The 24,924-nt window shown below is 35.1% G+C and carries 19 protein-coding genes; 18 read left to right on the forward strand and 1 reads right to left on the reverse strand.

The window, feature by feature from the left end:
* The first annotated feature begins 487 nt into the window (after positions 1-487).
* From AC6BKE_RS14050 to AC6BKE_RS14115, 14 genes are all read left to right on the forward strand, one after another.
* Entirely contained in the window at positions 488-1,279 is a 792-nt protein-coding gene (locus AC6BKE_RS14050) for a nicotianamine synthase family protein (RefSeq protein ID WP_036127188.1), read from the forward strand.
* Between the two features lie 23 nt (positions 1,280-1,302).
* On the forward strand, positions 1,303-2,634 hold the full coding sequence (locus tag AC6BKE_RS14055; RefSeq protein ID WP_036127187.1) for an opine metallophore biosynthesis dehydrogenase: 1,332 nt from the start codon (positions 1,303-1,305) through the stop codon (positions 2,632-2,634).
* A 423-nt stretch (positions 2,635-3,057) separates the two neighbouring features.
* Complete coding sequence (locus tag AC6BKE_RS14060; RefSeq protein WP_271912674.1) at positions 3,058-3,885, forward strand: helix-turn-helix transcriptional regulator; 828 nt, start codon at positions 3,058-3,060, stop codon at positions 3,883-3,885.
* Positions 3,886-3,968: 83 nt separating this feature from the next.
* Entirely contained in the window at positions 3,969-4,952 is a 984-nt protein-coding gene (locus AC6BKE_RS14065; protein ID WP_499857002.1) for an iron-siderophore ABC transporter substrate-binding protein, read from the forward strand.
* Positions 4,953-5,019: 67 nt separating this feature from the next.
* Positions 5,020-5,358, forward strand: coding sequence for a cupin domain-containing protein (locus tag AC6BKE_RS14070; RefSeq protein ID WP_036127180.1), 339 nt, complete (start codon positions 5,020-5,022; stop codon positions 5,356-5,358).
* A 479-nt stretch (positions 5,359-5,837) separates the two neighbouring features.
* Positions 5,838-6,344 carry a phage tail protein gene (locus tag AC6BKE_RS14075; RefSeq protein WP_036127178.1) on the forward strand — a complete coding sequence of 169 codons (507 nt, stop codon included), beginning with the start codon at positions 5,838-5,840 and terminating at the stop codon, positions 6,342-6,344.
* A gap of 17 nt (positions 6,345-6,361) precedes the next feature.
* Positions 6,362-6,862 carry a phage tail protein gene (locus AC6BKE_RS14080; protein ID WP_058843341.1) on the forward strand — a complete coding sequence of 167 codons (501 nt, stop codon included), beginning with the start codon at positions 6,362-6,364 and terminating at the stop codon, positions 6,860-6,862.
* A 21-nt stretch (positions 6,863-6,883) separates the two neighbouring features.
* Positions 6,884-7,408 carry a phage tail protein gene (locus AC6BKE_RS14085; RefSeq protein ID WP_058843342.1) on the forward strand — a complete coding sequence of 175 codons (525 nt, stop codon included), beginning with the start codon at positions 6,884-6,886 and terminating at the stop codon, positions 7,406-7,408.
* A 51-nt stretch (positions 7,409-7,459) separates the two neighbouring features.
* Positions 7,460-12,040 carry an S-layer homology domain-containing protein gene (locus AC6BKE_RS14090; RefSeq protein ID WP_499857004.1) on the forward strand — a complete coding sequence of 1,527 codons (4,581 nt, stop codon included), beginning with the start codon at positions 7,460-7,462 and terminating at the stop codon, positions 12,038-12,040.
* A 471-nt stretch (positions 12,041-12,511) separates the two neighbouring features.
* Positions 12,512-13,204, forward strand: coding sequence for a heme uptake protein IsdC (gene isdC / locus AC6BKE_RS14095; protein ID WP_082673684.1), 693 nt, complete (start codon positions 12,512-12,514; stop codon positions 13,202-13,204).
* Between the two features lie 72 nt (positions 13,205-13,276).
* On the forward strand, positions 13,277-14,200 hold the full coding sequence (gene isdE / locus AC6BKE_RS14100; RefSeq protein ID WP_330493514.1) for a heme ABC transporter substrate-binding protein IsdE: 924 nt from the start codon (positions 13,277-13,279) through the stop codon (positions 14,198-14,200).
* Between the two features lie 21 nt (positions 14,201-14,221).
* Positions 14,222-15,190, forward strand: coding sequence for a FecCD family ABC transporter permease (locus AC6BKE_RS14105; RefSeq protein ID WP_036127110.1), 969 nt, complete (start codon positions 14,222-14,224; stop codon positions 15,188-15,190).
* Positions 15,191-15,205: 15 nt separating this feature from the next.
* The gene (locus tag AC6BKE_RS14110; protein WP_058843346.1) at positions 15,206-15,976 is read left to right on the forward strand and encodes an ABC transporter ATP-binding protein; all 771 of its coding nucleotides are present in this window, start codon (positions 15,206-15,208) and stop codon (positions 15,974-15,976) included.
* 380 nt (positions 15,977-16,356) lie between these two features.
* Complete coding sequence (locus tag AC6BKE_RS14115) at positions 16,357-19,461, forward strand: NEAT domain-containing protein (RefSeq protein ID WP_499857006.1); 3,105 nt, start codon at positions 16,357-16,359, stop codon at positions 19,459-19,461.
* Positions 19,462-20,043: 582 nt separating this feature from the next.
* On the opposite strand, the gene AC6BKE_RS14120 is transcribed toward AC6BKE_RS14115, so the two are convergent.
* Positions 20,044-20,370 (reverse strand): antibiotic biosynthesis monooxygenase, encoded by a 327-nt coding sequence (locus AC6BKE_RS14120; RefSeq protein WP_036127104.1) that lies wholly within the window; start codon positions 20,368-20,370, stop codon positions 20,044-20,046.
* A gap of 221 nt (positions 20,371-20,591) precedes the next feature.
* Between AC6BKE_RS14120 and AC6BKE_RS14125 the strand changes: the two genes are divergently transcribed.
* The 4 genes from AC6BKE_RS14125 to AC6BKE_RS14140 all read left to right on the forward strand — a co-directional run bounded on the left by AC6BKE_RS14125 (position 20,592) and on the right by AC6BKE_RS14140 (position 24,412).
* Positions 20,592-21,563 (forward strand): ABC transporter substrate-binding protein, encoded by a 972-nt coding sequence (locus AC6BKE_RS14125; RefSeq protein ID WP_058843348.1) that lies wholly within the window; start codon positions 20,592-20,594, stop codon positions 21,561-21,563.
* Positions 21,564-21,584: 21 nt separating this feature from the next.
* On the forward strand, positions 21,585-22,613 hold the full coding sequence (locus AC6BKE_RS14130; RefSeq protein ID WP_058843349.1) for a FecCD family ABC transporter permease: 1,029 nt from the start codon (positions 21,585-21,587) through the stop codon (positions 22,611-22,613).
* Positions 22,600-23,388 carry an ABC transporter ATP-binding protein gene (locus AC6BKE_RS14135; protein WP_036127098.1) on the forward strand — a complete coding sequence of 263 codons (789 nt, stop codon included), beginning with the start codon at positions 22,600-22,602 and terminating at the stop codon, positions 23,386-23,388. Before AC6BKE_RS14130 ends, AC6BKE_RS14135 begins: the two co-directional genes overlap by 14 nt.
* Before the next feature lie 118 nt (positions 23,389-23,506).
* Positions 23,507-24,412 carry a ferrochelatase gene (locus tag AC6BKE_RS14140; RefSeq protein ID WP_036127096.1) on the forward strand — a complete coding sequence of 302 codons (906 nt, stop codon included), beginning with the start codon at positions 23,507-23,509 and terminating at the stop codon, positions 24,410-24,412.
* Positions 24,413-24,924 lie beyond the last annotated feature (512 nt).

Raw genomic sequence — 24,924 nt, forward strand, 5'->3', positions numbered from 1 at the left:
TGTTACTATAGTATTTCACACGAAATGTATTTACATTTAACTATTTAACGATCGACCAGGAACTCATATAACAAGTGAGTTTCTGGTCTTTTTTATGTGGAATCATAAGAATTAGACAGATTCCTCATCAATGATATAAATCCATATGTTTAAGATTTTATATGCATATGAAGATGCAAGCGTACCTCTTACAAAAAATATAACAGCTTTTGTACAAGTGTCTCCTAATATATACGGTTATGAATTTGCATTTGATCGACTATCAATCCAATAGTTGCTACAAGGATTTAAGATGGGGTAATCCTTCCATTGCTATTACTATTTACAACTTCGCGGCTTTCTATATTTGGGGGATACAATGAATCCCTCAATTTTTTACTAATTATTGAGGACGTTAAATTATTTACATAACCAAGGAAGTGTTGAAATAGTATTAAAAGTGTATGCATATATTGAACTTTAATCCTCAAATATAGGAGTGGGGCAAGTGAAGGATATAGAGTTGTTTTTAAAAAAATTACATTACTTTGATAATAAATTTAAGTTATTTATTTATAACAAGGATCATCTACTAGTTGATTATTTAGAGTTGTGTGCGTTAATTGATGAGTATTCTTCTTTTATTATAAATCATGACAATGAAACACAATGGAATAATTTAGGGCGGTCAATTGAAATAGTATCATTAGTTCAAAATCTACGAAAGAACTCTTCTGTTTGTGTCCAAATCATGGAAAAATACCGGGCTTTATTATTAAGTCATGAAGAAAAGGAGATGACAGATTACTTTCGTAATATAGGAGACTGTATTGGCAAGGAATTCGGAGGTTTTCAAGTTACTAGTCAATCGAAGGTGCTTTTAATAGGATCTGGGTCTTTTCCTATAACATTATTAATGGTTGCGGAACAAACAGGAGCAGACGTTTTTGGAATTGATATTGATGATGAGGCGATTCAGTTGGGGAAACATGTAGTAAATAAATTAGGAAGTCATTTATCCATTCAGATTGACAAGAAGACAGTAAGGGAGCTCGCAGTTATGGAACAGATTAGTCATATTATATTTAGTTCAACTGTAAGCAGTAAATATGACATATTAGACCAATTATATGATGTAACAAATAAAGATGTACTGATTGCTATGCGTTATGGAAATGGGTTAAAGTCTCTTTTTAATTATCCAATGCAGAAGGTAAATAAAAATAAATGGCATATAATAGAAGAAATTATCCATCCTCAACATGTCTTTGATGTTGTTTTATATCAAAAGGTACAATGAATTTAATAGGTGAGGAGAAGACTATGTCTTATTTTAATAAAGTATTACTGTTAGGAACAGGGCCTACAGTAATTCAATTAGCTGTGAATTTCAAAAATTATTGTAATAGTAAAGTAGCTATTGCAGGTCGAGAATCTTTACGCTCCAACATTTTCTTTGACACGATCGTTCAGCAACAACTTGCACTCAAAGTATTTATTCAAAATACACAACATCAGGCTGTTGCGGGAAAATGTACGATTGATGCGTTTTTTAAGGGTTATCATAAAATATCTGGAAATTGGGATACCGTAGTTCTTTGTGTTACTACAGACTCTTATCTTTCAGTATTAGCACAAATTGATACGAAAGTGTTGAAGCAGGCTAGCTGCTATATATTAATGTCACCTACATTTGGTTCTAGTCATTTAATAGCAAATTTCCTAAAGAATCTAACTCCTCAGGCAGAGATCATTAGTTTTTCAACATATTATGGGGATACTAGATGGATAGATGGAATACCATCAAATGAAGTATTGACAACAGGAGTGAAGAAAACAGTTTATGTAGGTTCAACTTACTCAAAATCACATAGACTAGATAAATTATCTGAATTATTTCATCATTTAGGGATTCATTTAAAAAAATTAGCTTCTCCCCTTGAGGCAGAAACAAGAAATATTTCTTTATACGTACATCCTCCCTTATTTATGAATGATTTTTCATTAAAGGCAATATTTGATGAGGATAGTATAACAAAGTATGTGTATAAGCTTTATCCTGAGGGTCCTATTACTTATACAATAATTCGGCATCTATTAAATTATTGGAAAGAAATGATGGAAATTGTGAAACACTTCGATATTCAACCTCTCAATCTATTAAAATTTATGGTAGACGATAATTATCCATTGCAGCCAGCAAGTATAGACGGACAAGAAATAGAGAATTTTAATAAACTCGAATCTATACATCAAGAATATCTGCTCTATATTCGTTATGCATCCTTATTAATTGATCCATTTTCTATACCAAATAAAGAAGGAAGATACTTTGATTTTTCTGCCGTTCCTTTTAGAGGTATTTATAAAAATCTTGATGGAGAATGGGATATTCCTAGAATGCCAAAAGAGGACTATTTCCGTATGAAAATCATTCAAGGGATTGCGCATGCCCTGAAATTGAAAAGCCCGACGCTTGATTATTTTGTACAAACCTATGAAGAAAAACTACAACAAGTTGTGGCTTCATCTAAGCATAAAATCTTTTCTGATGCCTTTCAAATAAAATCTTTTTCACAAGAAATAGAGATGATTTGTAAGGAGTTAATTTTGAGTAAGAAAACAAAAGAAGGAGAAGAAGAATATATAAAATGATAAAAAGCTATTAAGTTTACAATAAGGTTTAACAAAAAAGCCACTATAGCGGTGTGCGAAAACTAAGGGCAATTAGCGGACCTTTCAAAATTCTTTAGACATGGCTCAGTTTCCGAGTTTTTCATGCGTAGTGCAAGCCACCAATTAGTAGATGGGTGGTTCTATTTCAAATTGACAATGATAATCATTATCGATAAGGTGGGGATAGTCGAAAGTCATCATGCCCACCTTTTCGCATTTCAGGGGCTAAACATGATCAGTAATTTGGCTGAGATGACTCAACCCGCCGATTGATTATGGAATCCTTAAAATCAGTTCTCGATGCCACTGAAACTTACTTTGAACAGTAGCTTGTTGAGGGGTCCATGCTATTTGTTGTCAAAAGCCATTACTAGTAAACAATTTTGAAACGAGGTATGCAATTTGAAAATCGATGTGAATCAGTTAGCAGAACATTTAGCACATATTCCTTTCCAAGTAGAAGGAATATATCGATATACGAGTTATTTAGGTGTGCCGTACGCTGATTATACAGATTCCTTTCCTGGATTTATTTTTCCACTTACAGGGAAAATACAATTTCAATTTAATGGCACGCCTTATATCTTTTCACCAGGAAAAGTTGTGCATGGTGGTGCAAAAATGAAACTAGATCAAAAAAATTTTGATAATGCGAACTGGGAATATATTCTTGTTTTATACCGAATATGTAACTCAGAACTACAAGAGTCCAGTTTTTCTCATCAGCATTTTGAATTATCGACTGGACAATCTCCTCGTCTTATTGAATTACTTATGCGTCTTTGGCATGTGTATAATCAGCGCGGAGGTATTTCAATGTTTCAGACCGAAATGCTGTTTCGCGATGTACTGAATGAAGCCTTATTATGTGTTGCTAATAGGCAAAATAGCTGTGAATCACATACTTTATTCGAACGGGTATCTTCTTATATTCATGAATACTATCATCAAAGCCTTACAATCCCCTTGCTTGCAGAACAATATAACGTGAATCGAAATCGACTTTCTTATGTATTTAGAAAACATGCAGGTATGGGACCAGCAGAATATTTATTAAAATATCGTATCAACATGGCGCAAAAAATGCTTTTTACAAGTGATGCGCCTGTACAATATATTGCGCAAACTGTTGGAATTGCTGATCCCTTTTATTTTAGTAGAGTGTTTAAGAAACAATTTGGTCTTTCTCCTACTGAATATCGAGAGAAGTTCATCAATAATCCATGCTAATTTCAACAAGCATCCATTCAAATCCGAAAATTCCTTTACTATACTAATAGCGTATCAAAGATAATTTGTTGGAGGAATTTCGGATGCACAAGATCAAAGGACTATTATTCTCAACGCTATTATTAGCAGGCATACTAGCAGGTTGCAATGAAACATCAGTTGAAAAGAAAGGAGTAGCTACAGAAGACACTTCTACCTCTGCGGTTAATGCAGATGCAACTCATTGGCCAAGAACCATTAAGGATGCTTTAGGTAAAGAAATTGTTATCGAGAAAAAACCAGAAAAAATAGTTTCCCTATGGTATTTTTATCCTGAAATACTAGTTGCATTAGGTGAGCCGCCTACAGCTTCTACTGACAAAGAGTATCTATCTTCTTTATCTTATTTAAATGGAAAGCTAGATTCAACTGAAGAATTAGGAGATAAATTGTCTCCTAGTATTGAAAAAATTTTATCGACTGAGCCTGATTATATTTTAGCAACGGAACATCATGAAAAATTATATGAGTCACTAGAAAAAGTTGCGCCAGTCATTACGCTGAAATCTAAGGACATCTATGATGAATGGCAATATGGCCTTCGTACAGTAGCCGAGATTATTGGAAAGGAAGACGAAGCGGAAAAAGTAATTGATAAAATGATGCAAGAAATTACAATTGGTCGTGAAGCATTAAAGTCGATTCAAGGAGAGTCAGTAGCACTTGTGTTGTCTTGGGATGGAAAAACTTTTAATGTTCTAGGTGAAGAAAATCCTGTATATATTCTTGCGTTTGATAAAGAAAAGGGATTGGGGCTTACACCAGATATCACATTTAAAGGAAAAAATAATCAGTTTACTGCATTCGAAGGAATTTCAACAATTCAAGCAGACCATATTTTCCTTATAGGTGACATTACAAAAAAGGAAACATTAATGAGTGAATTACAACAAAGTAATGTATGGAATAATATGAACGCCGTAAAAAAAGGGAATATTCATTTAATGGATACTTCCGCTATTACTGGTGGTCCATTAGCTATTGAATACGCTTTGCAAAATATAACAAATGCCCTGCAAAAACAATAAAACGAAGAATTTAATTCGAGAAACAAACAGTGTTAAGAAGGTCAATAGATGATAAGGAGAGATGGTTATGCCCTACCAAGTTATAAATATAAAAGAAAATTTGTCTCAAATAAATGAGCTCTGGTCTCCGAAAGTTGTAGGTGAAATAAACGACTTTCAATTCAAACTAATTAAGATTGATGGAGATTTTATATGGCACGAGCATCAAGGTGCAGATAAGGTATTTATTGTGCTAGAAGGAGAAATGTTCATTGCTTTTCGTGATGGCCAGGTAAAAATTTCTAAGGGAGAGATGTTTATTGTTCCGGGAGGAGCAGAGCAAAAGCCTTTCGCTGAAAAGGAATGCCATATTATGTTGGTTGAGCCTAAAGTTGCTGTAAACACTGGCGGTATTGAGTCTAAATAAACGGCATCAAACTCTACAGAGGAACTAATGTTTGTCATTAGTCCGAATTCAATATTTGAGAAAAGGGTTCACGGCTAACTGAATGGGCAGTAAATGGATTAAATTGCTGTATCGCAAATCGTAGAATTAACCTCTAGATAAATAAGTAGGACAAGAGGCAACATACAATGAAGGAGACCGTTCGTGTTAATTAAACGGTCTTCTTTTTGTTTTTCTTATATTTATACTTCACTTCATTACATGTGGTCTATCTTCTGGATTCTGATTACCTACCTTTGCTACAGCATATGCAATAGTAAAATGAGATTGTTTATTTGATTTCTTTCTATTGATTTTAATGAGTAGCTAAAATTGAAAAGATTGAAATTCATTCTAGGTAAAATATATTATTTTCATTTAATGCCATTTTTTTAACCTGATTTTAACCTTTCTACATTAATTTAGTGTAAGAGATACATCATTAAAGGAAGGTGTTTTAAATGGATCCATATGTTGGAGAAATTCGAATGTTTGCAGGTAATTATGCTCCAGATGGCTGGGCATTGTGCAATGGGCAACTCATATCCATTGCAGAAAATGAAGTACTTTATTCCTTAATTGGTACAACTTATGGCGGGAATGGACAAACGACATTCGCGTTACCAAATTTTCAAAGTAGAGTAGTTGTCCATCAAGGACAGAATCAAGCAACTGGTACGAACTATGTGATAGGTCAAATAGGAGGGGTGGAAACTGTCACTTTAAACACTTCACAGCTTCCAGCTCATACGCATCAAGTAAATGCTTTCTCACTTGAAGGTACAACACTGAGTCCTGAAAAAGCTGTTTGGGCAAAAAATATACAATATTCAACACAACCAGCAAATAGCACAATGAATGCAACAGTCGTTTCAAGTGTTGGAGGAAATACTCCTCATGACAATGTAATGCCGTTTCTGACAATTAGTTTTATTATCGCTCTTTACGGTATATACCCATCATTTTGATTAGGAGGAATGAAAAGATGAGTGAGCCATATGTAGGTGAAATCAGATTATTTAGCTTTGGAAGGGTCCCAAGAGGATGGGCATTATGCGATGGTCGAGTTTTGCCAATTAATACAAACCAAGCCCTATATTCCATATTGGGAACAACTTATGGTGGCGATGGCAGAACGACATTTGCATTGCCTGATTTAAGGGGGAGAGTTCCCGTTCATGTAGGTAACGGTGTCTCACTAGGACAAAAGGCGGGAGAAGAGACACATGTATTAACTATAAACGAAATGCCAGCTCATACACATGCAGTCAACGGTAGCTCGGACAGTGCTACGGTGAAAGCGGCTGCGGGTAATGTATGGGGGGCATCCACTAATAATATCTATTCTGATAATCAACTGAATACTTATATGAACACACAAGCATTATCAACATCAGGAAGTTCACTGCCCCATCAAAATATGCAGCCTTACAGTGTGGCAAATTATTGTATGGCTCTAGTAGGAATTTATCCATCAAGAAATTAAGAAAAAAGGAGATGCAGGAAAATGTCAGAAGCCTATATTGGAGAAATCAGAATATTTGGCGGTAATTTCGCACCAAAAGATTGGGCTTTATGTAATGGTCAGCTCTTATCAATTACTTCCAATACAGCATTATTTGCCATTTTAGGTGCAAATTATGGAGGAGATGGAAGGACCACCTTTGCTTTACCGAATCTAAATGGTAGGGCAGCGCTTCATCAAGGAACAGGAGCTGGATTAACATCGAGGAGTGTTGGAGCATCAGGGGGTGAAGCTACTGTTACGCTATTAACAACTCAAATGCCTAGTCATCATCATATAGCTGCTTGTAACAATGTTCAAACTTCAAATAATGACCCAACTGGAGCAATATGGACAGAGCAACAGGGAAGAGGCTCTGTCCCTGTCTATGCGACACAAGTAAATACACAAATGAGTTTATTGGCAATAGATGTAGTGGGTGGGAATCAACCACATAATAATATGCAACCATATCTTGGGTTGAACTTTATCATTTGCTTAGCTGGAGAATGGCCTCCAAGGAGTTAAGAATGAATGAAATGAAGGATGTGAAACAATTATAAAGGAGTAGTGTAGAGAATGGGGAAAAAGATAATAGCCATAACCTTGTGTTTTATGTTAGTAGTTTATAGTCAATTGACAGTCATATTGTTTGTTGCCCCTTTAAAAGCAGAGGCGGCTAATTGTGGAACGTCTAATTATCCAACTTGTGTTCAAGATTTAACACAAGCAAATTGGCTAAGTGATACAACGAACGGATTTGAAGTGTCTGGCATTGTAGGGAATGATGGTATTCATTTATTCACGTATAGTAATGATGCACAATTTCCAGCTGGCTATTATTTTAATGCAGATGAATATTCAACACCAAAATCGATTAGAATTTCTGCAGGTGAAAGTTTTTCAGGTGGTGTCTTTGATTTAAAAACGTTAAAGATTAATACTATCAATTCACATGCCGAAAATGATGCCTTGTCTCTGACGATTCAAGGGTATGATGAAGTAGGAAATCCAAAAGGAAATCCAGTTATTTTTAAGACAATTGCCAAGCATGACCCTATTTATGATATACCTATTAATATTGAGGGTATTAACTCTTTTATCATTACTGCAAGTGTGCAATTTATCAATACTGTACAGGCGGGGTTGTGGGATTTAACGTTTACGGAATTTACGATAGATATACCAAATAATAACCCTCCCAATAACCCACCGACATCTAGTAATGGAACCGTAAATGTAAATGAGGGGCAAGTGTATACATTTGATAGTACTTCCTTCACTTTTAATGATGCAGATGCTGGAGATACTTTGAAACAGATTCAAATCTCTACAATTCCTAATAGCGGACAACTTTTTCTCGATAACAATAATAATCAGCAATTTGAGGCAGGGGAAGCTATTGCAAATGGTGAGACAATAAGTAAAGCTGACTTAGATGTAGGTAAATTCAAATATATGACGGAAAATGGCTCTTCTGCATCTTTTACATTTAAGGTAAGTGACGGTATTGACTATAGCACTGTCTATACAATGAATCTAGTCGTCAATGCACGTCCTTCCGTGACCATTCCAACAACTATATCTAGCCCAACAAATAGCAATCCAATTTCTATAACGATTGTTTTCAGTGAGCCAGTGACTGGTTTAGCGGCTGGAGATATAACTGTTACAAATGGAACTATTCTATCTATCACAGGAAGTGGTGCCACATATACTGCCCAAATATCACCAAGTGTGGATGGAGCAGTGAAAATTAAAATTCCTGAAAATGTAGTTGCTAATAGCAGTGGCGCATTGAATAAAGCATCTGCGGAATATCAAATAATCTATGATAGTACACCACCTACGAATATTGAACTCAGTAATACTACTATAGAAGAAAAGAAGCCCATTGGTACAACTGTTGGAACAATGACGGCAACAGACTCAGGAAGTGCACAAACTTTTACGTATTCACTGCAATCTGGGGATATAAGCTTCTTTACAATTGATGGAAATGTATTAAAGACAAATGCCCCGTTTGCCTATGATACGAAAAATAGTTATAAGATTACGATAAGAGTAACAGATGCTGCTGGTAATACGTTTGATAAGGAATTTACAATTCAGATTATTAAAAATCATGCCCCAACAGGCACTATTATGATTAATGGTGGAGCAGGCTATACAAATACTACTAATGTTACTTTAACAATGACTGCAAGTGATTTAGAAGGAGAAGCGATAGAAATGCGCTTGTCAAATGATGGTACTACTTGGTCCGGTTGGGAGCCGCGTTTATCTTCAAGAAATTGGACATTGTCACCTGGTGAAGGTAGTAAAACCGTTTATATGCAACTAAGGGATACTGGTGGCAATATATCGAATACATTATCAAATACAATTGTATTAGATACGACCCCTCCTACCATAACAGGAGTGACAAATAACGGTGTTTATAATACAGACGTAACAATTAGTTTCAGTGAAGGAACAGCGACATTAAATGGTGCTCTCTTTACAAGTGGAAGCATTGTAAGTACATCTGGAAATTATACTTTGGTAGCAACAGATAACGCAGGTAATACAACAACAGTTTCATTTGTGATTGATAAAACGATGCCACAAGCTGTAGAGGTGACGATTAAGTCGAATAATCATGATCCGACAAAGGCCAAGATAGGGGATACTATTACATTAACAATTAAGACAGATAAAAGTATTCAAGCACCTACAGTTAAGATTGCAGGAAAAGCCGCAACTGTCAATGGAGCTGCAACAAACTGGCAAGCAACATATATGGTAACAAATGGAGATATGGAGGGGACAACACCCTTCACCATAAATTTCAAAGATTTACTAGGCACTCCAGCAACAGAGGTCACTGATGTAACTGATGGAAGCTATGTCATAGTTGATAGTAGGAAGCCAACTGTTCAGCAGGTGACAATGGCATCTAATAATGCCAATCCATTAGTCGCGAAGGTAGATGATATTATCACAATAGATTTTGTGACAAGTGAGGATATTCAATCACCCAATGTAACGATTCTCGGACAAACAGCCATCATAACCGATAAAGGTGATGGAGATGCTAAAACTTGGCAAGCAAGCTATACACTGAAATCTGGGGACACAGAGGGACCAATTAGCTTTGCAATTGATTATCGGGATTTAATGGGGCATGAGGGCATACAGGTAACGGAGGTTTCTTCAGGATCAATTGTGATATTTGATAAAAAATCTCCAGAAGTAACAGCTTATTTCCCAATACATCAAGCAATGGATGTACAGTTTACAGAAAATCTCGTATTAACATTTAATGAAAAGGTTTTACCTGTAACGAATAGAAATATTGTCATTCGTAATAGTTCAGACAATCAAGTTGTTGAAACAATTGAAGTTACGCAAGCAAACGTCTCTATCATTAATGAATCCGTGACAATTAATCCTACATTAGAATTAACCCAAAATACAGCTTACAGTATTCAAATTGATGCAGGTGCCTTTACTGATTTAGCGGGTAATGTGTATGAAGGTATTACTGATAATACTACCTGGAATTTTACAACGGGCGCACTGCCAACATATACAGTTACGTATGACGGTAACGGAGCTGAAGGAGGTAAAGTGCCAATTGATTCGAAGCAGTATATTGCTCACGAATTAATTAAAGTTATAGGCAATACAGGTAATTTAATGAAAGTCGGCTATACATTTATAGGATGGAATACAAGGTCTGATGGAAAAGGTGTTACTTACAAAGAGGGGCAAACCATTCAAATGGGGAAAGTGAATTTGATGTTGTATGCTGTATGGACAAAAAACATTGTACCGGGAGATGGAGGATCGTCCACTCCAAGTCCAGCACCTGAACCAGGTCTGCCAAGTAATCAAGTAAAGGTGAATGTTGTAGATCCGAATAAGCCAAACGAGGTTCTTCTTCAAACAGTGTTAACACGTCTATATATCAACGGTGAGATACAAGATACGGTAGCGTTTTCAATTGCCAATGCACAAGAGTTTCTTCGGAAATTAGTGAAGCTGGAAGAAAAACAATCTCGAATTGTCATACCAAATATGGAACCATCTGCAAGTGAAACAAAGGTGATACTTGCTAAAGAGGCAGCTAAACTATTAGTAGAAGGAAAATCTAGCTTTGGGATAGATATGAGGAATGTTAAAATCGAAATTCCATATAATTCAATGTCAGATTTCAACGAGGATATTTATTTCCGAATTGTACCGATTAAGAGTACAATCTCACAGGAAGATATTGAAGAGCGTGAAAGGGCATTGGGATTAACAAAAGGTACGAAAGTGAAAGTTATCAGCCAACCATTAACAATTGAAACGAACTTGCAAAATCGTCAAGTGTCATTGCTACTACCACTGCCAAAGAACCTGACATCCGTGCAAGAAAGAAATATAAGGGTTTATGTAGAACATAGTAATGGTACATCGGAATTATTGTCTGGAAGATTGGTAGAATTCAATAAAGGGCAGACAGGTATCATTTTTGATGTACAGCATTTCTCTACTTTTTCTTTAGTACATTTAGAACAAAAAGAGCTAGAGAGAACATCCGTCCCTTACATCCAAGGCTATGAAGATGGTACTTTCCGTCCGAATGAAAGTGTTACACGTTCACAAATGGCCGTAATGTTGGCAAGAAGTTTGAGTAATAATAATGTACCAGAAGTAACTGGAACTTTTTATAGAGATACAGCTCATTCATGGGCTAAACATGATATTGAGTATATCCGTACACAAGGAATCATGGAGGGACGACAAGATCATTCTTTTGGCCCCAATGATGAAATAACAAGAGCTCAAATGGCAGTTATTGCTATGCGTTGGCTTAATAAGCAATGCTCAGAGGAGACGACTGCTACTCCTTATTGCAATCTAAAGATAGGTGATAAGAAATACCATGATGTAGCTTCTACGCATTGGGCTGCCCAGGCAATAGAGGCTATTAGTGAGATGGAGATCATGGTAGGTTCTGGAAATGGACAATTTAGCCCAGATGAAAAGCTAACACGTGCCCAAGCAGTAAAGGTATTAAATCGAATTTTTAATCGTCCAATACCAACTTTAGATTCAGAACCAATCTTCAAGGATATACCAAAAGAACATTGGGCCTTTTTTGAAATTCAAGCAGCTACAATGAAATAAAAACATAATGAACTTTTTAACGGATTTGGAATTGCATAACTTCCAAATCCGTTTCTTTATTATTGATTTTTTATAACTGATAAAAGACTCCATATTCGATTCATCTAATTCTAGTAACACTGCACGAATTAAAAGCACATTCCTTAATCGAGCTACAGCAGGAGATGACCCGAAAAAACAAGAGATAATCAATTTTAAAATATGTCAATGGAAGTTTTATTTTGAGACACCACTTTTTTCATAAAAATAGAGATTTTTTTCTTATCAATCTGTTTTCATTGCTTCATAGACTTTTTGATTCTTACTTAACTTTTAAAATTGTTTAGGAAAAATAATCTATTTTGTATTAGTATTGACAAATTAATGTATACATAATATCATTCAATTAGTGATAATGATTATCATTATCATAATTAATATGTCGAACACGCAGAATAATAAAAAGGGATATTTTCTAATATCCCTTTTTATATGCATAGTGTTGATAATGATTATCAATTGAAAGGGGGTTTTACTATCAAAAGGTTAATTTCAGTAATGTTAGTCGCATTTTTAACAATTTTCGTTACACCTAATTTAAATGCTTCTGCTGCGCTTGCAGATGGGAAATATACAATCAATTACCAAGTGAATAAACCAGATTCTTCATCTGCTTCGATGGCAAATGATTACTTTTTGAAGCCTGCAACAATTATTGTTCAGAATGGTACTTCAGTTGTACAAATGAAGATGAAAAAAAGTGCGTGGATAACGAAATTTCAATCAAGTACAGGCGGTAATAAAGTCGTCAGCGAAAATAAGGCAGAGGATACACGTATCGTCCAATTTGCATTACCTGCTTATACATCGAAAACTGCTGTTACGATGAAGGTGGACATTGATGACTTAAATTATCATCATGAATATACAGTAGATTTTGTATGGGATGCGGCATCATTGAAAAACGAAGATGGTAGTGCAGTAGCAGCTACAACAGTACAAAATAACTCTAACACGACTAAAAAAACAGATAATACTGGTAAAACAGATATTTCGTCAGTTAAAGAAAAAGAAGTAAATCCACAAACAAGTGATGCTTTTCCAATAGGTATACTTTTATTGTTCTGTGTCAGTGGATTTATCCTATTTAATTTTAAAAAACGCATGAAGGAAGAAATCCATTGAAATATTTCGGAAGCACCCTCATCTACTTCACTCAGGTAGGAGTAGGGTGCTTTTTAAAAGGAGTGAATGGACATGATAAAAGAAACAAAAGTAAATAGTAGAAAGTTACATATGGTGGTGCTATGTATTATTTTTGTCGTTCTTTCAGCATGTACTAATTCAATTAAGGAAAATGAAAATAAGGTAAAAGAAAAAAAGGATGAAAATAAGACAACTGTTCAAGATGAAAATCGAATTATTCCAACGACAGTTGCAGTTGCTCATATTTTAGATGCACTAAATTTAGATGCCGTCGCTATTCCTACGACGATATATGATTTACCTAAACGATATGAGGGTTTACCCGAGGTTGGTAGTCCGATGTCACCTGATATGGAAATTGTAAAATCCTTGAATCCAACAGAGGTTTTCTCAGTGACTACGTTGGAGGCAGATTTGAAAAAGACATTTGATGAAGTTGGTATTAATGCTTCATATGTGAATTTACAGAGTATTGATAGTATGAAAGCTGCTATTTTAGAAATTGGAGAAAAATATAAACGGACAGAAGAGGCCACGAAGCTAGTGACGGAGCTAGAAGGAAAGATTACAGCCATTTCAATGAAGGCAGAATTAAATGAATCACCAAAGGTGCTGATTTTATTAGGCATTCCAGGTAGCTATTTGGTGGCAACAGAAAATTCATATATTGGAGACTTAGTGAGATTGGCTGGAGGTCAAAATGTGATGAGCGGGCAAGAACCGGAATATTTACCGTCTAATACGGAATTTTTACAACAAAGCAATCCAGATATTATTATTCGTCTGGCACATGGTCTGCCTGAACAAGTTGTGGAAATGTTTAATGAGGAATTTACTACGAATGATATTTGGAAGCATTTTGACGCAGTAAAAAATGGACGTGTTTATGATTTAGATGAACCGTTATTTGGCACAACAGCAACGCTTGCAGTACCTCAAGCGCTAGAAGAATTAATTAACATTATGTATCCATAATGAGAAATGTAGAGGACTGAGATGAATAAAAAAATAAGTAGTTTTTTAGTTGTAAGTCTATTACTTTTAGTCGTTATTATATATTCAGCCATTACTGGCTCTATTAAAATGGATACGATGGAGTTTATTAGGGCTCTTTTTGGGGAAGAAAACTCAAATTACACAGTCATTAAAGATTTACGATTTCCACGGATTATTGTTGCTTTATTTGCAGGAGCATCATTATCCATTTCCGGCGTATTATTGCAGGCAGTTATGCGTAATCCATTAGCCGATGCAGGTGTAATTGGCATCTCAGCGGGAGCATCATTTGTACAATTATTAATCATTACATTATTTCCAATGATGTTTTTCTTTACGCCATTATTAGCTTTTTTTGGAGGAGCCTTTGCTTGCTTTTTAGTATTTATGTTGTCCTGGAAATCAGGATTAAATCCTTTGAAAATAATTTTAGTGGGTATTGCGATTAATGCGATGTTTACGGGTCTAACAGAAGCCTTTGTTACGCTATGTAGCTATATGAATGTGATGGTTGGCGGTGTAGGTGGCTCTAATTTATCGATGCGAACTTGGAGTGATGTACGTTTAATTTCATTTTACGGTTTGATTGGTTTACTAGCTGCTCTTCTAATAGCCTCTTGGTGCAATTTATTGGCTTTACAAGATAAAACGGCCAAGAGTCTAGGCTTTAATGTAACACGTGCACGACTATTTATTGCAGCGATAGCGGTATTACTAGCGGCTATTTCAACTGCTACAGCTGGTGTTATTGCATTTGTCGGTTTATTAGTACCGCATATTTCAAGAAGGTTAGTAGGATCAGATCATAAATGGTTAATACCATTCTCGGCATTAGCTGGTGCCCTGCTAATTTTAACTGCCGATACATTAGGTAGAATATTAGTTGCGCCACTGGAAATACCAGCATCCACAATCATGGCGATAATCGGTGGACCATTTTTAATCTTCTTAATTCGAAAAGATAAATAAAGAGAGGTGAGTGTATTGAACGTTTCTCAAATTAAACTATCTTATGATCAGAAGCAAAATCATTTAGATGGGGTTACGACAACTATTGAAAAGGGAAAAATCACGACGATTATTGGCCCGAATGGTTGTGGAAAAACAACATTATTAAGTGTTATTTCACGTAATAATATGCCGCAACAAGGATCAGTAACGTTAGAACAGAAGGATATAATGACATACAAGGCCAAGGAATTTGCGAAAAAACTAGCCATTGTTTATCAGCAAAATTCAGTGCCGCAAGATATCACGATTGAAAAACTAGTTGCTTATGGACGGGTACCCCATCAACAATTAATGAAAAGAAATGTTGAAGAAGATGAGGCGGCAGTCAATTGGGCACTGTCAGCAACAAATTTAACACAGAAACGTACATGTAAATTGGATGCATTATCGGGTGGTGAACGTCAACGTGTTTGGATTGCCATGGCACTTGCTCAAAAATCATCCATTCTTTGTTTAGATGAGCCAACAACATATTTAGATATTTTTTATCAAATAGAATTAATGGAGTTAGTGAAGAAATTGAACAAAGAACATGCTCTAACAATTGTGATGGTGTTGCATGATATTAATCAAGCAATAAAATATAGCGATCATATTATTTTGATGAAAGACGGTAAAATATTATGCGAAGGTGCACCTATAGAAACCGTAACAGCAGAACGGATGAAAGAAGTGTATGGTGTAGAAGTGATTATTCAAACGCATGAAAGTGTTGGTACATATATGATTCCATTAAGCATTTAGGAAAATTATATGAGACAGATTAGCAGCTTCTTAGAGTTAATGAAGGTAAATTTTTAATCCTTTTAAATTTACAGTAAATATTTCAATGACAGTATGTTATTTAGCATTATTTACACAAAATAAAATAACAAAACATATTTTAACTTTCTTGACAATAATAGTTTGTGAGTTATAATTGGTGAGAATGAGAATCATAATCAATTAAAAAGGTAGATTTACTCACTAACATCCATGTAATTAATAGATGTTTTTCTTTTAATTTTAATTGAGAATGGGAATCATTTGGGTTTGTGGTAGTACTAGTTAAATTGTTTATACAAAAGGAGGTAATAACGCTTAGGATAGGTTGAAATAATTAAAAAACTCAGGAGGTTAGAGTATTGAAGAAATTTTTACAATATGTAGCAATGATAGTGTTGATGTTAGGTGCAGTATTACCTGGCTTGGGAATGGAAGTAAAGGCGGAAGAGAATACCGGATCTAGCTGCGTAGTTGACTATTCGGCAAATATCAAAATGCTCAACGAACAGCAAACAGCAGATTCAATGATGAATAGCTATGTTCAAAAGGAAGCTACTGTTCAACAAAAAGATGGTCAATTTACAGTAGACATTACTGTGCCACAAGCATATACAGCGTGGTACCAGGATTTTAAAGTAGAATCTGGCGGAGAATTAAAAAAAGCTATTGAAAAAACAACAGACACTAATGGTAACGATATTTACACATTCGTAGTCGATCAATATGAGCAAACAATAAAGGCATGGGTTGATGTTTATATTCCAATGCTATCGTATGATCATGACTATATAGTGTATTTAAAAATTGCTGATGTTACGGAAGTTAATCGTGTATGTGATGAAGCAACAGAACAACCAGAAGATAACAAAGATGAAATTATTACAAAAAACGTTCCTTTCACATTTTTAACAAATAATAAAACATATGATACGTATTTTAAAAGTTATATTAATTATGCTGATTTAGCGACAATTGGTGAAGAAAAATATGCCTATATTAAACTAACAGGTCACACATATGCATTTACGACACTAAAAGTAGGCAGTGAAAACGGAGAAGACGTAAAAATCGTAAGCTCTGAAGGAGAAGGCAATTCATTAGTACGTGTTATAAAGGTAAAATTAGATGCTGATTTAAAGGCTACAGTGATTATGTCAGGTGACAAGTATCCAGCAACACCGTTTACGTTTGATTTTGCACCGATAAAAGAACAAATTGTATATTTACCTGAGCATTTCAACTCGAACAATCAAGTAATTGAGTTTGGACTGACACCTGTTAGCTCTGGTGCACCTGCTCATACAATAATCGCATCCCTTTTAGGACAAGCATATGCTACAAAAACAGCAGACAATAAAATTGCTGTAACAATTAATTTAGTTGTAAATGGTACAACGAAGGGCTTTTCTGTAAAACAAGGAAATAAAATGATTGCAGAATGGACAGCAGGGGACACGAAAAATGTCATTAAATTTACAGTAGATTCATTAGAAAATTTAGCATTCACGTCAACAACTGAGCGAAATGGGAATGCATCCACAATGAGTACGACAGTTGAAAAAGTACTATTAACGGGTGAGATTGCTAAGCAAGAGGAGAATAGTTCGGAAGGAAATACCAACGGCAGTGAATCAGGTTCTGGGGAGAACAATAATAATTCAAATACCGGTGGCAATAACAATTCTAACACTGAAAACAATGAACAATCAACTAATGGGCTGTATACAGTGAACTTTACGTTCTTAAATGAATCAGGTACGGGTAGCTCTATTATGAACACATATGTTGATAATCAAGCATATGTAGTGAAAAATGGCTCTTCCTATCAAGTTCAATTAACACTAAAAAATAGTTCATGGATTACTGGATTTACAGTGAATGGTGCAACACCTAGTACAATTAGCGATACAAATGATGTACGAGTAGTGCAATTTACAGTATCGAATTTAGCTACTCTTCAAAATGCGTGGGTAAAAGTCGATATTGCGGATCTTAACTATCATCATGACTATAATATTCTATTAAAATTTGAAGAAGCGTCACTTTCAAAGATTAATGATAGTACAACATTCCCAAGTACAGGTGGTTCAACTAATAGTGGTTCAACAAATGGTAGTTCAACTAATAGCGGAACAAATACAAGTACTACAGGGAACTTTAGTCAAGAGGGAGTAGTTAAATTTGAATTTGCAAACAATACAAAAGAGATAGCTGTCTTCCTACAAAAAGCAAAAACAGTATTTGAAAATAACAAATATAAAGTTATGCTTTCATTAAATATTGAAAATAACTTACAAAATTTTATTGTCAAACAAAACGGTAAAGAAATTGCAAAATGGTCGAATAAAGTAGCTTCATTAGTACCGATTGCAACTGCAAAAACAACAACACTTTCATTTGAAATTGCTACACTAGATAATCTTGTTTTTGAAGCAATAACGGCGGATAAGACGATTTCCACAAATGTATCAGCAACGACAACAAAGACAAATGAAAAGAATACTCGTCAGTCCATTACGTATAAAATGGTGGCTGATCCAAACGGTAATATGGCTGATTTTATTACAAACTATTTAGCACCATACTTCACGAAAGCTGAATTAGTAACACTTGACGGTAAACGTTATATTGAAATGACACTAATTGGTAAAGCTTATGGTTTTGAAACACTTGCTTATATTGATGAAAATGGTAAGCAACAAAAAATCGAAGTGATAAGTTCTACAGGCGAAAAAATGGATCAAGTACGTGTTGTACGTTTACCATTAATTCAAGATCGCAATGGCGTAACGAAAATATTTGTAGATTCAGGTAGTTTAGGTTATGGGGCGTACACATTATTCTTTACGTTTGATGTGCCAACTTTAGAGGAAGAAACAACAAACTCTAATAATACAGAGAAAACGGATAATATTAAAAATCCTTTTACAGATATTGGTAATATATTCAGCAAAGATGAAATTTTAGCTTTATACGCTGCTGGAATTTCAACAGGTACAACAGCTACAACATTTAGTCCAAATAAAAATATAACTCGTGCACAATTTGCAGTAATGGTCGCTCGAGCTTTAAATATTCAATCTGCTAAAGCAACCGCGTTTAAAGATGTTAAAGGTCAGTGGTTTGAAAATGAAGTACAAGCACTTGCAGAGGTAGGTATTGTAACAGGTGTAAATGCCACAACATTTAACCCAACAGCAAATATTACACGTCAGCAAGCAGCGGCAATGATTTTACGCATGCTTGAATATAAAGGCTATAAAGTAACGGTTGATAAAAATGCCTTATCCTACAAAGATGCTAATCAAGTAGTTGACTACTCAAAGCAAGCCGTATCGGAATTACAGGCACTAGACATTATGACAGGGTCTAATGGCTATTTAAATCCAGAAAGTAATTTAACACGTGCTCAAATGGCGAAGGTTTTAAAACGATCACTAGAATTAGTCAATTTAATTGATTAATAATTAAAGCAAGATACTATTACTATCCCATAAACTCCTCTAACAGTTGGATGAGGTGACTATATCATGTGCTTCTATGAGGTTTTCAGCTTGAGCTATTGCCGAAGGGGGTCGCCTCATCCAATAAAAAAATGCAATTCAAGTAGAAATTGAATTGCATTTTTTAAACATTTATACATCCGATTTTTTTTGTTTGCCTAAAACAAGCGTTTACTTTTCTAGGCTAATCTTATAGTGAAGACATGCGAATGTTAAGGGAAGCGTTCTAAACATAAAATTTGGCCAATATTAACTGCAAAAGTAGAAATACGGTGATTTATTTTGAAAATAGTTCATAAAAACTGTTGTCTTAGAAGAGGGATCCACAATAAATTATTGTGGAGGTTTTATAAAATAATTTAAAAAACGTTCTTAAACGATGCGAGTTTGAAATGCCAGGCTGTAAACTCGATGAAAAACGTCTAAGAACGTATAGTTATTATTCTTGTATTTTTACTGATATGTGTAATGTTAATCTTACAGATGGAAGAGGGAGCTGGCACATCTTTATCCTTTTAAGAAATCCTTGTACAGAAATTGCTGCTACTTTACTAAAGTTGCAGCAATTTCTGAAATAACAACCCGGTTACCCATTATTGGGGAAGACTCATTGTTTTCTTTGTTACCGATCTCTTCACGACGGTGTAAATTTTTAAAGTCATCTGATTCGCGCCATGCTTTGAATTGCTCGACTGTATCCCAGAACATCATAACGTTCATTTCATCGTGATCTTCTGGTTCAGAGCAAACGTTCACTTCAACTTTATTAAACCCTTCCCAGTTCAATAAATTTTTATCAGATATAAATAATGGTGCCATTTTATGAGCAAAACCTTTTTTTACTAAAAAACGGTTAGTTACTGTAATCATCTATTATATTGACCCCTTTATGACATTTTTAATTGATATTGATTTTCATTATCAATTAAAACATACATTAATTGGCTATGCAATAAAAAATTTTAAAAAATAACATTAAAAACGTTTGTTGACAATTATTTTTATTTCAAATAGAATCATAAACAACTGTATGAGAATGATTATCAATTTCAATTTGGTTTTTTTTTAAAAAGAAAGGGTTGGTAGTTACTATGAAGAAGTTTAAATTTCTATTAGTAGGTGCGTTAGCATTAGTATTAACAGCATGTGGAGAGGAAAGTAAACCAGCAGATGTGGGTGCTTCAACAGATAAAATAGAAATGGAACAACAAGTTGAAACAGGGGGGGCGGTAACATTAATAGATGACCTTGGAAATAAGCATGAATTTGAAGCAATACCGAGTTCAGTTGCTACATTAAATCCAGGAATGATGAATATTTTGCTTGCATTAGGTGCAAACGTTACTGGTCGACCAACGATTACATCCGATATGAAGGCAGAAGTAAAAGCTATTCAAGAGATAGGTAACCCACATGAACCATCATTTGAGCAAATTGCTGCATTGAATGCGGAAATACTTATTGTGCCACTTAGCTTCCAGCAGTTCGCTAAAACGGTAGAAGCTACAGGTACGAAAATTGTGTACTCAAATATGAATTCAGTAGATGATATAAAAAAGACGATTACAAAATATGGAGCATTATTTAATAACACAGCAAAAGCGGAGAAGTTAGTTGGACAAATTGATGAGGAAATTGCAAAAGGCTCAACAAAATCAACGTTAGATGCTCTCATTGTTTACGGTGCACCAGGTACATATTTAGCCGCGCTTGATAATTCACTATACGGAGATATTTTAAATAAGGCAGGTGGTAAAAATATAGCAGCTGATTTACCAGCGACAGATAAGTTTCCAACATACGCAACATTAAGTGTTGAGAAAATTGTTGAACGTAACCCAAAAATAATTATGCTAATTACGCACGCCAATCCAGGAACAGTAAAAGAAGGTTTTGAAAAACAATTGAAAGAAAACGCAGCGTGGAAAAACTTAGATGCAGTAAAGAATAATCAGATTATCTTTTTACCAGCAGAATTGTTTGATAATCCTGGTACACAAGTTGTAGAAGCTATTGACTATATGCGCGGGCTTTTAAAGACAGCTGAAGAAGCAGTTAAATAATTTTATTGTGGGGAAATAACGATGATAGCAGAAGCGGAAAAATATGCACACCCACTTGCTAAAAAACGAAAAATAGCGCTAATTGTGTTACCTATACTATTAATCATTGTGAGTATTGGCAGCCTTATGATAGGACAAGTTTCGTTTTCAGTAAGTGAAGTGTTTAATGGAATTTTGAGTTCAGAAGATACTATGGCACGACGAATTGTTTGGGAAATCCGAATGCCCCGTATACTAACGGGTATGATTATTGGTGTTTGCTTGGCTATTGCGGGTTCGATTTTACAAGGAGTCATGCAAAATCCATTAGCCGATCCAGGAGTTATTGGAATTACTTCTGGCGCTGGAATGATGGCTGTAGCGGTTATGGTTGTATTTCCTGGCTATATTATTTACTTACCTATAGCAGCTTTTTTAGGTGCTTTTGTAGCGGCAATGATTGTGTATTCATTATCGGTGAAAAAAGGTGGCACATCCCCAATGCGAATTATTTTAGTTGGGGTAGCCATCAATGCACTTTGTGGTGCAGGAACAAATGCATTAATGATTCTTTATAGCGATCGTGTACAATCTGTATTGCCGTGGTTGTCAGGCGGTTTAACGGGTGTTGGTTGGATGCAATTAGAGATGATTGTCTACTATGTCCTTGTAGCTATTATATTATCAATTTATGCGATTAAACATATTCGTATAATGCGTCTAGGCGATGAAATGGCAAGTCTTTTAGGACACAATGTTGAACGCAGTCGATTCTTTTTAATTGTATTAAGTACGTTACTAGCAGGAATTGCAGTAAGTGTTGCTGGTTTAATTGGTTTTGTAGGTTTGGTAGTACCACATATTTTACGATTAATTATCGGTGGAGATCATAAGTATTTAATACCTACTTCAGCATTGGCTGGTGGCTTACTTGTTGTTTTCGCAGATACAATTGCGAGAACTGTATTTGATCCTATTGAATTTCCTGTTGGCATTTTACTAGCATTTATCGGAGGGCCATATTTCCTGTATTTAATTCATAGAAAGGGGAATTCCATTGCTACGAACTGAGCATATCAATTACCAACATGAGTTCACCAACTTCCAGTTAGATGATATTTCCTTGACAATCAATGAAGGAGAAGTTGTTAGTTTAATAGGACCAAATGGCTCGGGAAAATCAACTTTATTACGTGTAATTTCACGTCTTTTAAAGCCGAATAGTGGGGCAGTATATTTAGATGAGCGGAATATTCATGAAATGAAGTCTAAAGAAGTGGCTAAAACATTAACGATGCTCCCACAAATGAATAATCATCAATTAGATTTAACGGTGCGTGAGTTAGTTGAATTTGGGCGTCATCCGCATAGTGGAGGGAAAACGTCGCTGTCAAAAGAGGATATAAAAATTGTCGATTGGGCAATTGATGTAACTGGATTGAATCACATGCAAAATCGGGTACTACCTTCGATGTCTGGAGGAGAACGCCAACGTGCTTGGATTGCAATGACTGTAGCACAGCATCCCAAAGTTTTGCTATTAGATGAACCAACAACATATCTAGATATTGCTCATCAATTAGAAGTGATGGAGCTTGTAAAAGAGTTAAATCATAAATACAATATGACCGTTATCATGGTGTTGCATGATATTAACCAAGCTGCACAAAATAGCAAACGTCTAATTGTACTAAAAAATGGGAAAATTCATTATGATGATTCACCTCATTGTGTAATATGTAAAGAAATGTTTCAATCCATTTTTGAAATTGATGCTGAAATTTATATGCAGCATGGAAATCCTGTCTTTACCCCAGTAAAATTGTGTTCAAGTTCTTGTAAATGAACGTATTTTTTCTATGGTCACAAGATGCTTCTGTTAGAAATAGTAATTTGAAATTTATGAAGCATCTGTAGCACATATAAAATTAACTTATTCCATTGAAGTAAAGGAGTTTATAAAAATGATTGGTATAATTTATTACGCTTATGGCGCACCAAAATCTTTAGACGATGTTACACCTTATTTTTCACATATTATGAATGGTAAAACGCCACCACCTCATGTGATTGAAAATATTACAGCGCAATTTAAAAAATTAGGTGGTGTTGATCCGTTAGCAGCCAATACGAGCCGTATTGCTAAAGGGCTGGAACATGCTTTACAGCAACGCTTAGCCCAGCCTGTAAAAGTATATAATGCTTACAAACATACAGAACCTTACATTCCAGATGTTGTTAACACGATGCTTGAAGATGGTATCTCAACTTTTATTACGCTACCTGTAAATCCGATTATGTCTTCAGGTGCTGCTGCGTTTCATGATGAAGTAAGTGCATTGCTAGCTTCTCATGATGTTACTATTATAAGTGGTCAAAATTGGCATTTAAATACAGAATTACTTGCTGTTTATAAAGATCGTGTTCATCGTGCCTATGAATGGATTTCCACTGAAAAACGAACGCACACTCATGTTTTATATACCGTGCATAGTCAGCCAATTAATCCTGAACGTAATGAACTGTATGTACGCCAATTCTCCGAATTAGCAGAGGCCATCTCAAAAGCTGCTCAAATTGATAACTGGCATATTACCTATCGAAGTGGTCATGGCAAAGGTGACTGGCTTGCTCCAGATGTAAAGGAAAAGATTAAAACATTACATGCAGAAGGTGCTCAAGGTTTTATCACATGTGAACTCCTTTCACTTTCTGCGGATATTGAATCCTATTTTGAAATCGGAAGTGAATGTCAAAAAATTTGTGAAGAACTTCAAGTTGATTTTGCCCAAGCGGAATTTCCAGGTGACAGCTACGATACCATTCAAGCATTAGCTACCATTGTTGAATCATTTATTCTGGCACAATAACAAAGGCTCAATCATATACATCATCGAAGCGCTCCCACGGATGTAGTGGTTTAGCCAAGGCGACAACATACCTTAGTTTAATGGAGTTTCTTGTATTATAACGCTAAATTTTATGACTATGATGTAACTGACGATCAACTAAAAGACGCTTTAAATCCACCGTCTGAAGCAGCAAAATATTAGTGAAGATGAAGTTACTCACTGGAGCAAAATTGCTGGTCGTCAAACTGCTTTAAAGGATGAACATTGTGTAATAGTCGTTCGCCCTGTCATTATAAATAAGAAGATATAGCCATCTGATACCGATATTGAATTGGTGTCAGATGGCTTTATTGTTTTAAAATTAGAAAAGCAGCAGATACAGTTTAAGCACACTTCTATTACTGTTCCTTGCTCCGTTTTTAAATAATATTGCTAAAAAATGCGAGATAGTTAGTTGATGATAGAAAATAGCTTTTAAATATTTTTGTGAATAAAGTTTAGGGGACTGGGGTTAATATTCATTTAATCGA

Source organism: Lysinibacillus sp. COL-1, assembly GCF_059814265.1.

What these genes read in the sequence shown, in the direction of transcription:
- AC6BKE_RS14070 (WP_036127180.1), top strand. Translation starts at nt 5,020, where the DNA reads ATGCCCTACCAAGTTATAAATATAAAAGAAAATTTGTCTCAAATAAAT.
- AC6BKE_RS14090 (WP_499857004.1), top strand. Translation starts at nt 7,460, where the DNA reads ATGGGGAAAAAGATAATAGCCATAACCTTGTGTTTTATGTTAGTAGTT.
- AC6BKE_RS14120 (WP_036127104.1), bottom strand. Translation starts at nt 20,370, where the DNA reads ATGATTACAGTAACTAACCGTTTTTTAGTAAAAAAAGGTTTTGCTCAT.
- AC6BKE_RS14075 (WP_036127178.1), top strand. Translation starts at nt 5,838, where the DNA reads ATGGATCCATATGTTGGAGAAATTCGAATGTTTGCAGGTAATTATGCT.
- isdC (WP_082673684.1), top strand. Translation starts at nt 12,512, where the DNA reads ATGCATAGTGTTGATAATGATTATCAATTGAAAGGGGGTTTTACTATC.
- AC6BKE_RS14130 (WP_058843349.1), top strand. Translation starts at nt 21,585, where the DNA reads ATGATAGCAGAAGCGGAAAAATATGCACACCCACTTGCTAAAAAACGA.
- AC6BKE_RS14055 (WP_036127187.1), top strand. Translation starts at nt 1,303, where the DNA reads ATGTCTTATTTTAATAAAGTATTACTGTTAGGAACAGGGCCTACAGTA.
- AC6BKE_RS14080 (WP_058843341.1), top strand. Translation starts at nt 6,362, where the DNA reads ATGAGTGAGCCATATGTAGGTGAAATCAGATTATTTAGCTTTGGAAGG.
- AC6BKE_RS14140 (WP_036127096.1), top strand. Translation starts at nt 23,507, where the DNA reads ATGATTGGTATAATTTATTACGCTTATGGCGCACCAAAATCTTTAGAC.
- AC6BKE_RS14105 (WP_036127110.1), top strand. Translation starts at nt 14,222, where the DNA reads ATGAATAAAAAAATAAGTAGTTTTTTAGTTGTAAGTCTATTACTTTTA.
- AC6BKE_RS14125 (WP_058843348.1), top strand. Translation starts at nt 20,592, where the DNA reads ATGAAGAAGTTTAAATTTCTATTAGTAGGTGCGTTAGCATTAGTATTA.
- AC6BKE_RS14085 (WP_058843342.1), top strand. Translation starts at nt 6,884, where the DNA reads ATGTCAGAAGCCTATATTGGAGAAATCAGAATATTTGGCGGTAATTTC.
- isdE (WP_330493514.1), top strand. Translation starts at nt 13,277, where the DNA reads ATGATAAAAGAAACAAAAGTAAATAGTAGAAAGTTACATATGGTGGTG.
- AC6BKE_RS14065 (WP_499857002.1), top strand. Translation starts at nt 3,969, where the DNA reads ATGCACAAGATCAAAGGACTATTATTCTCAACGCTATTATTAGCAGGC.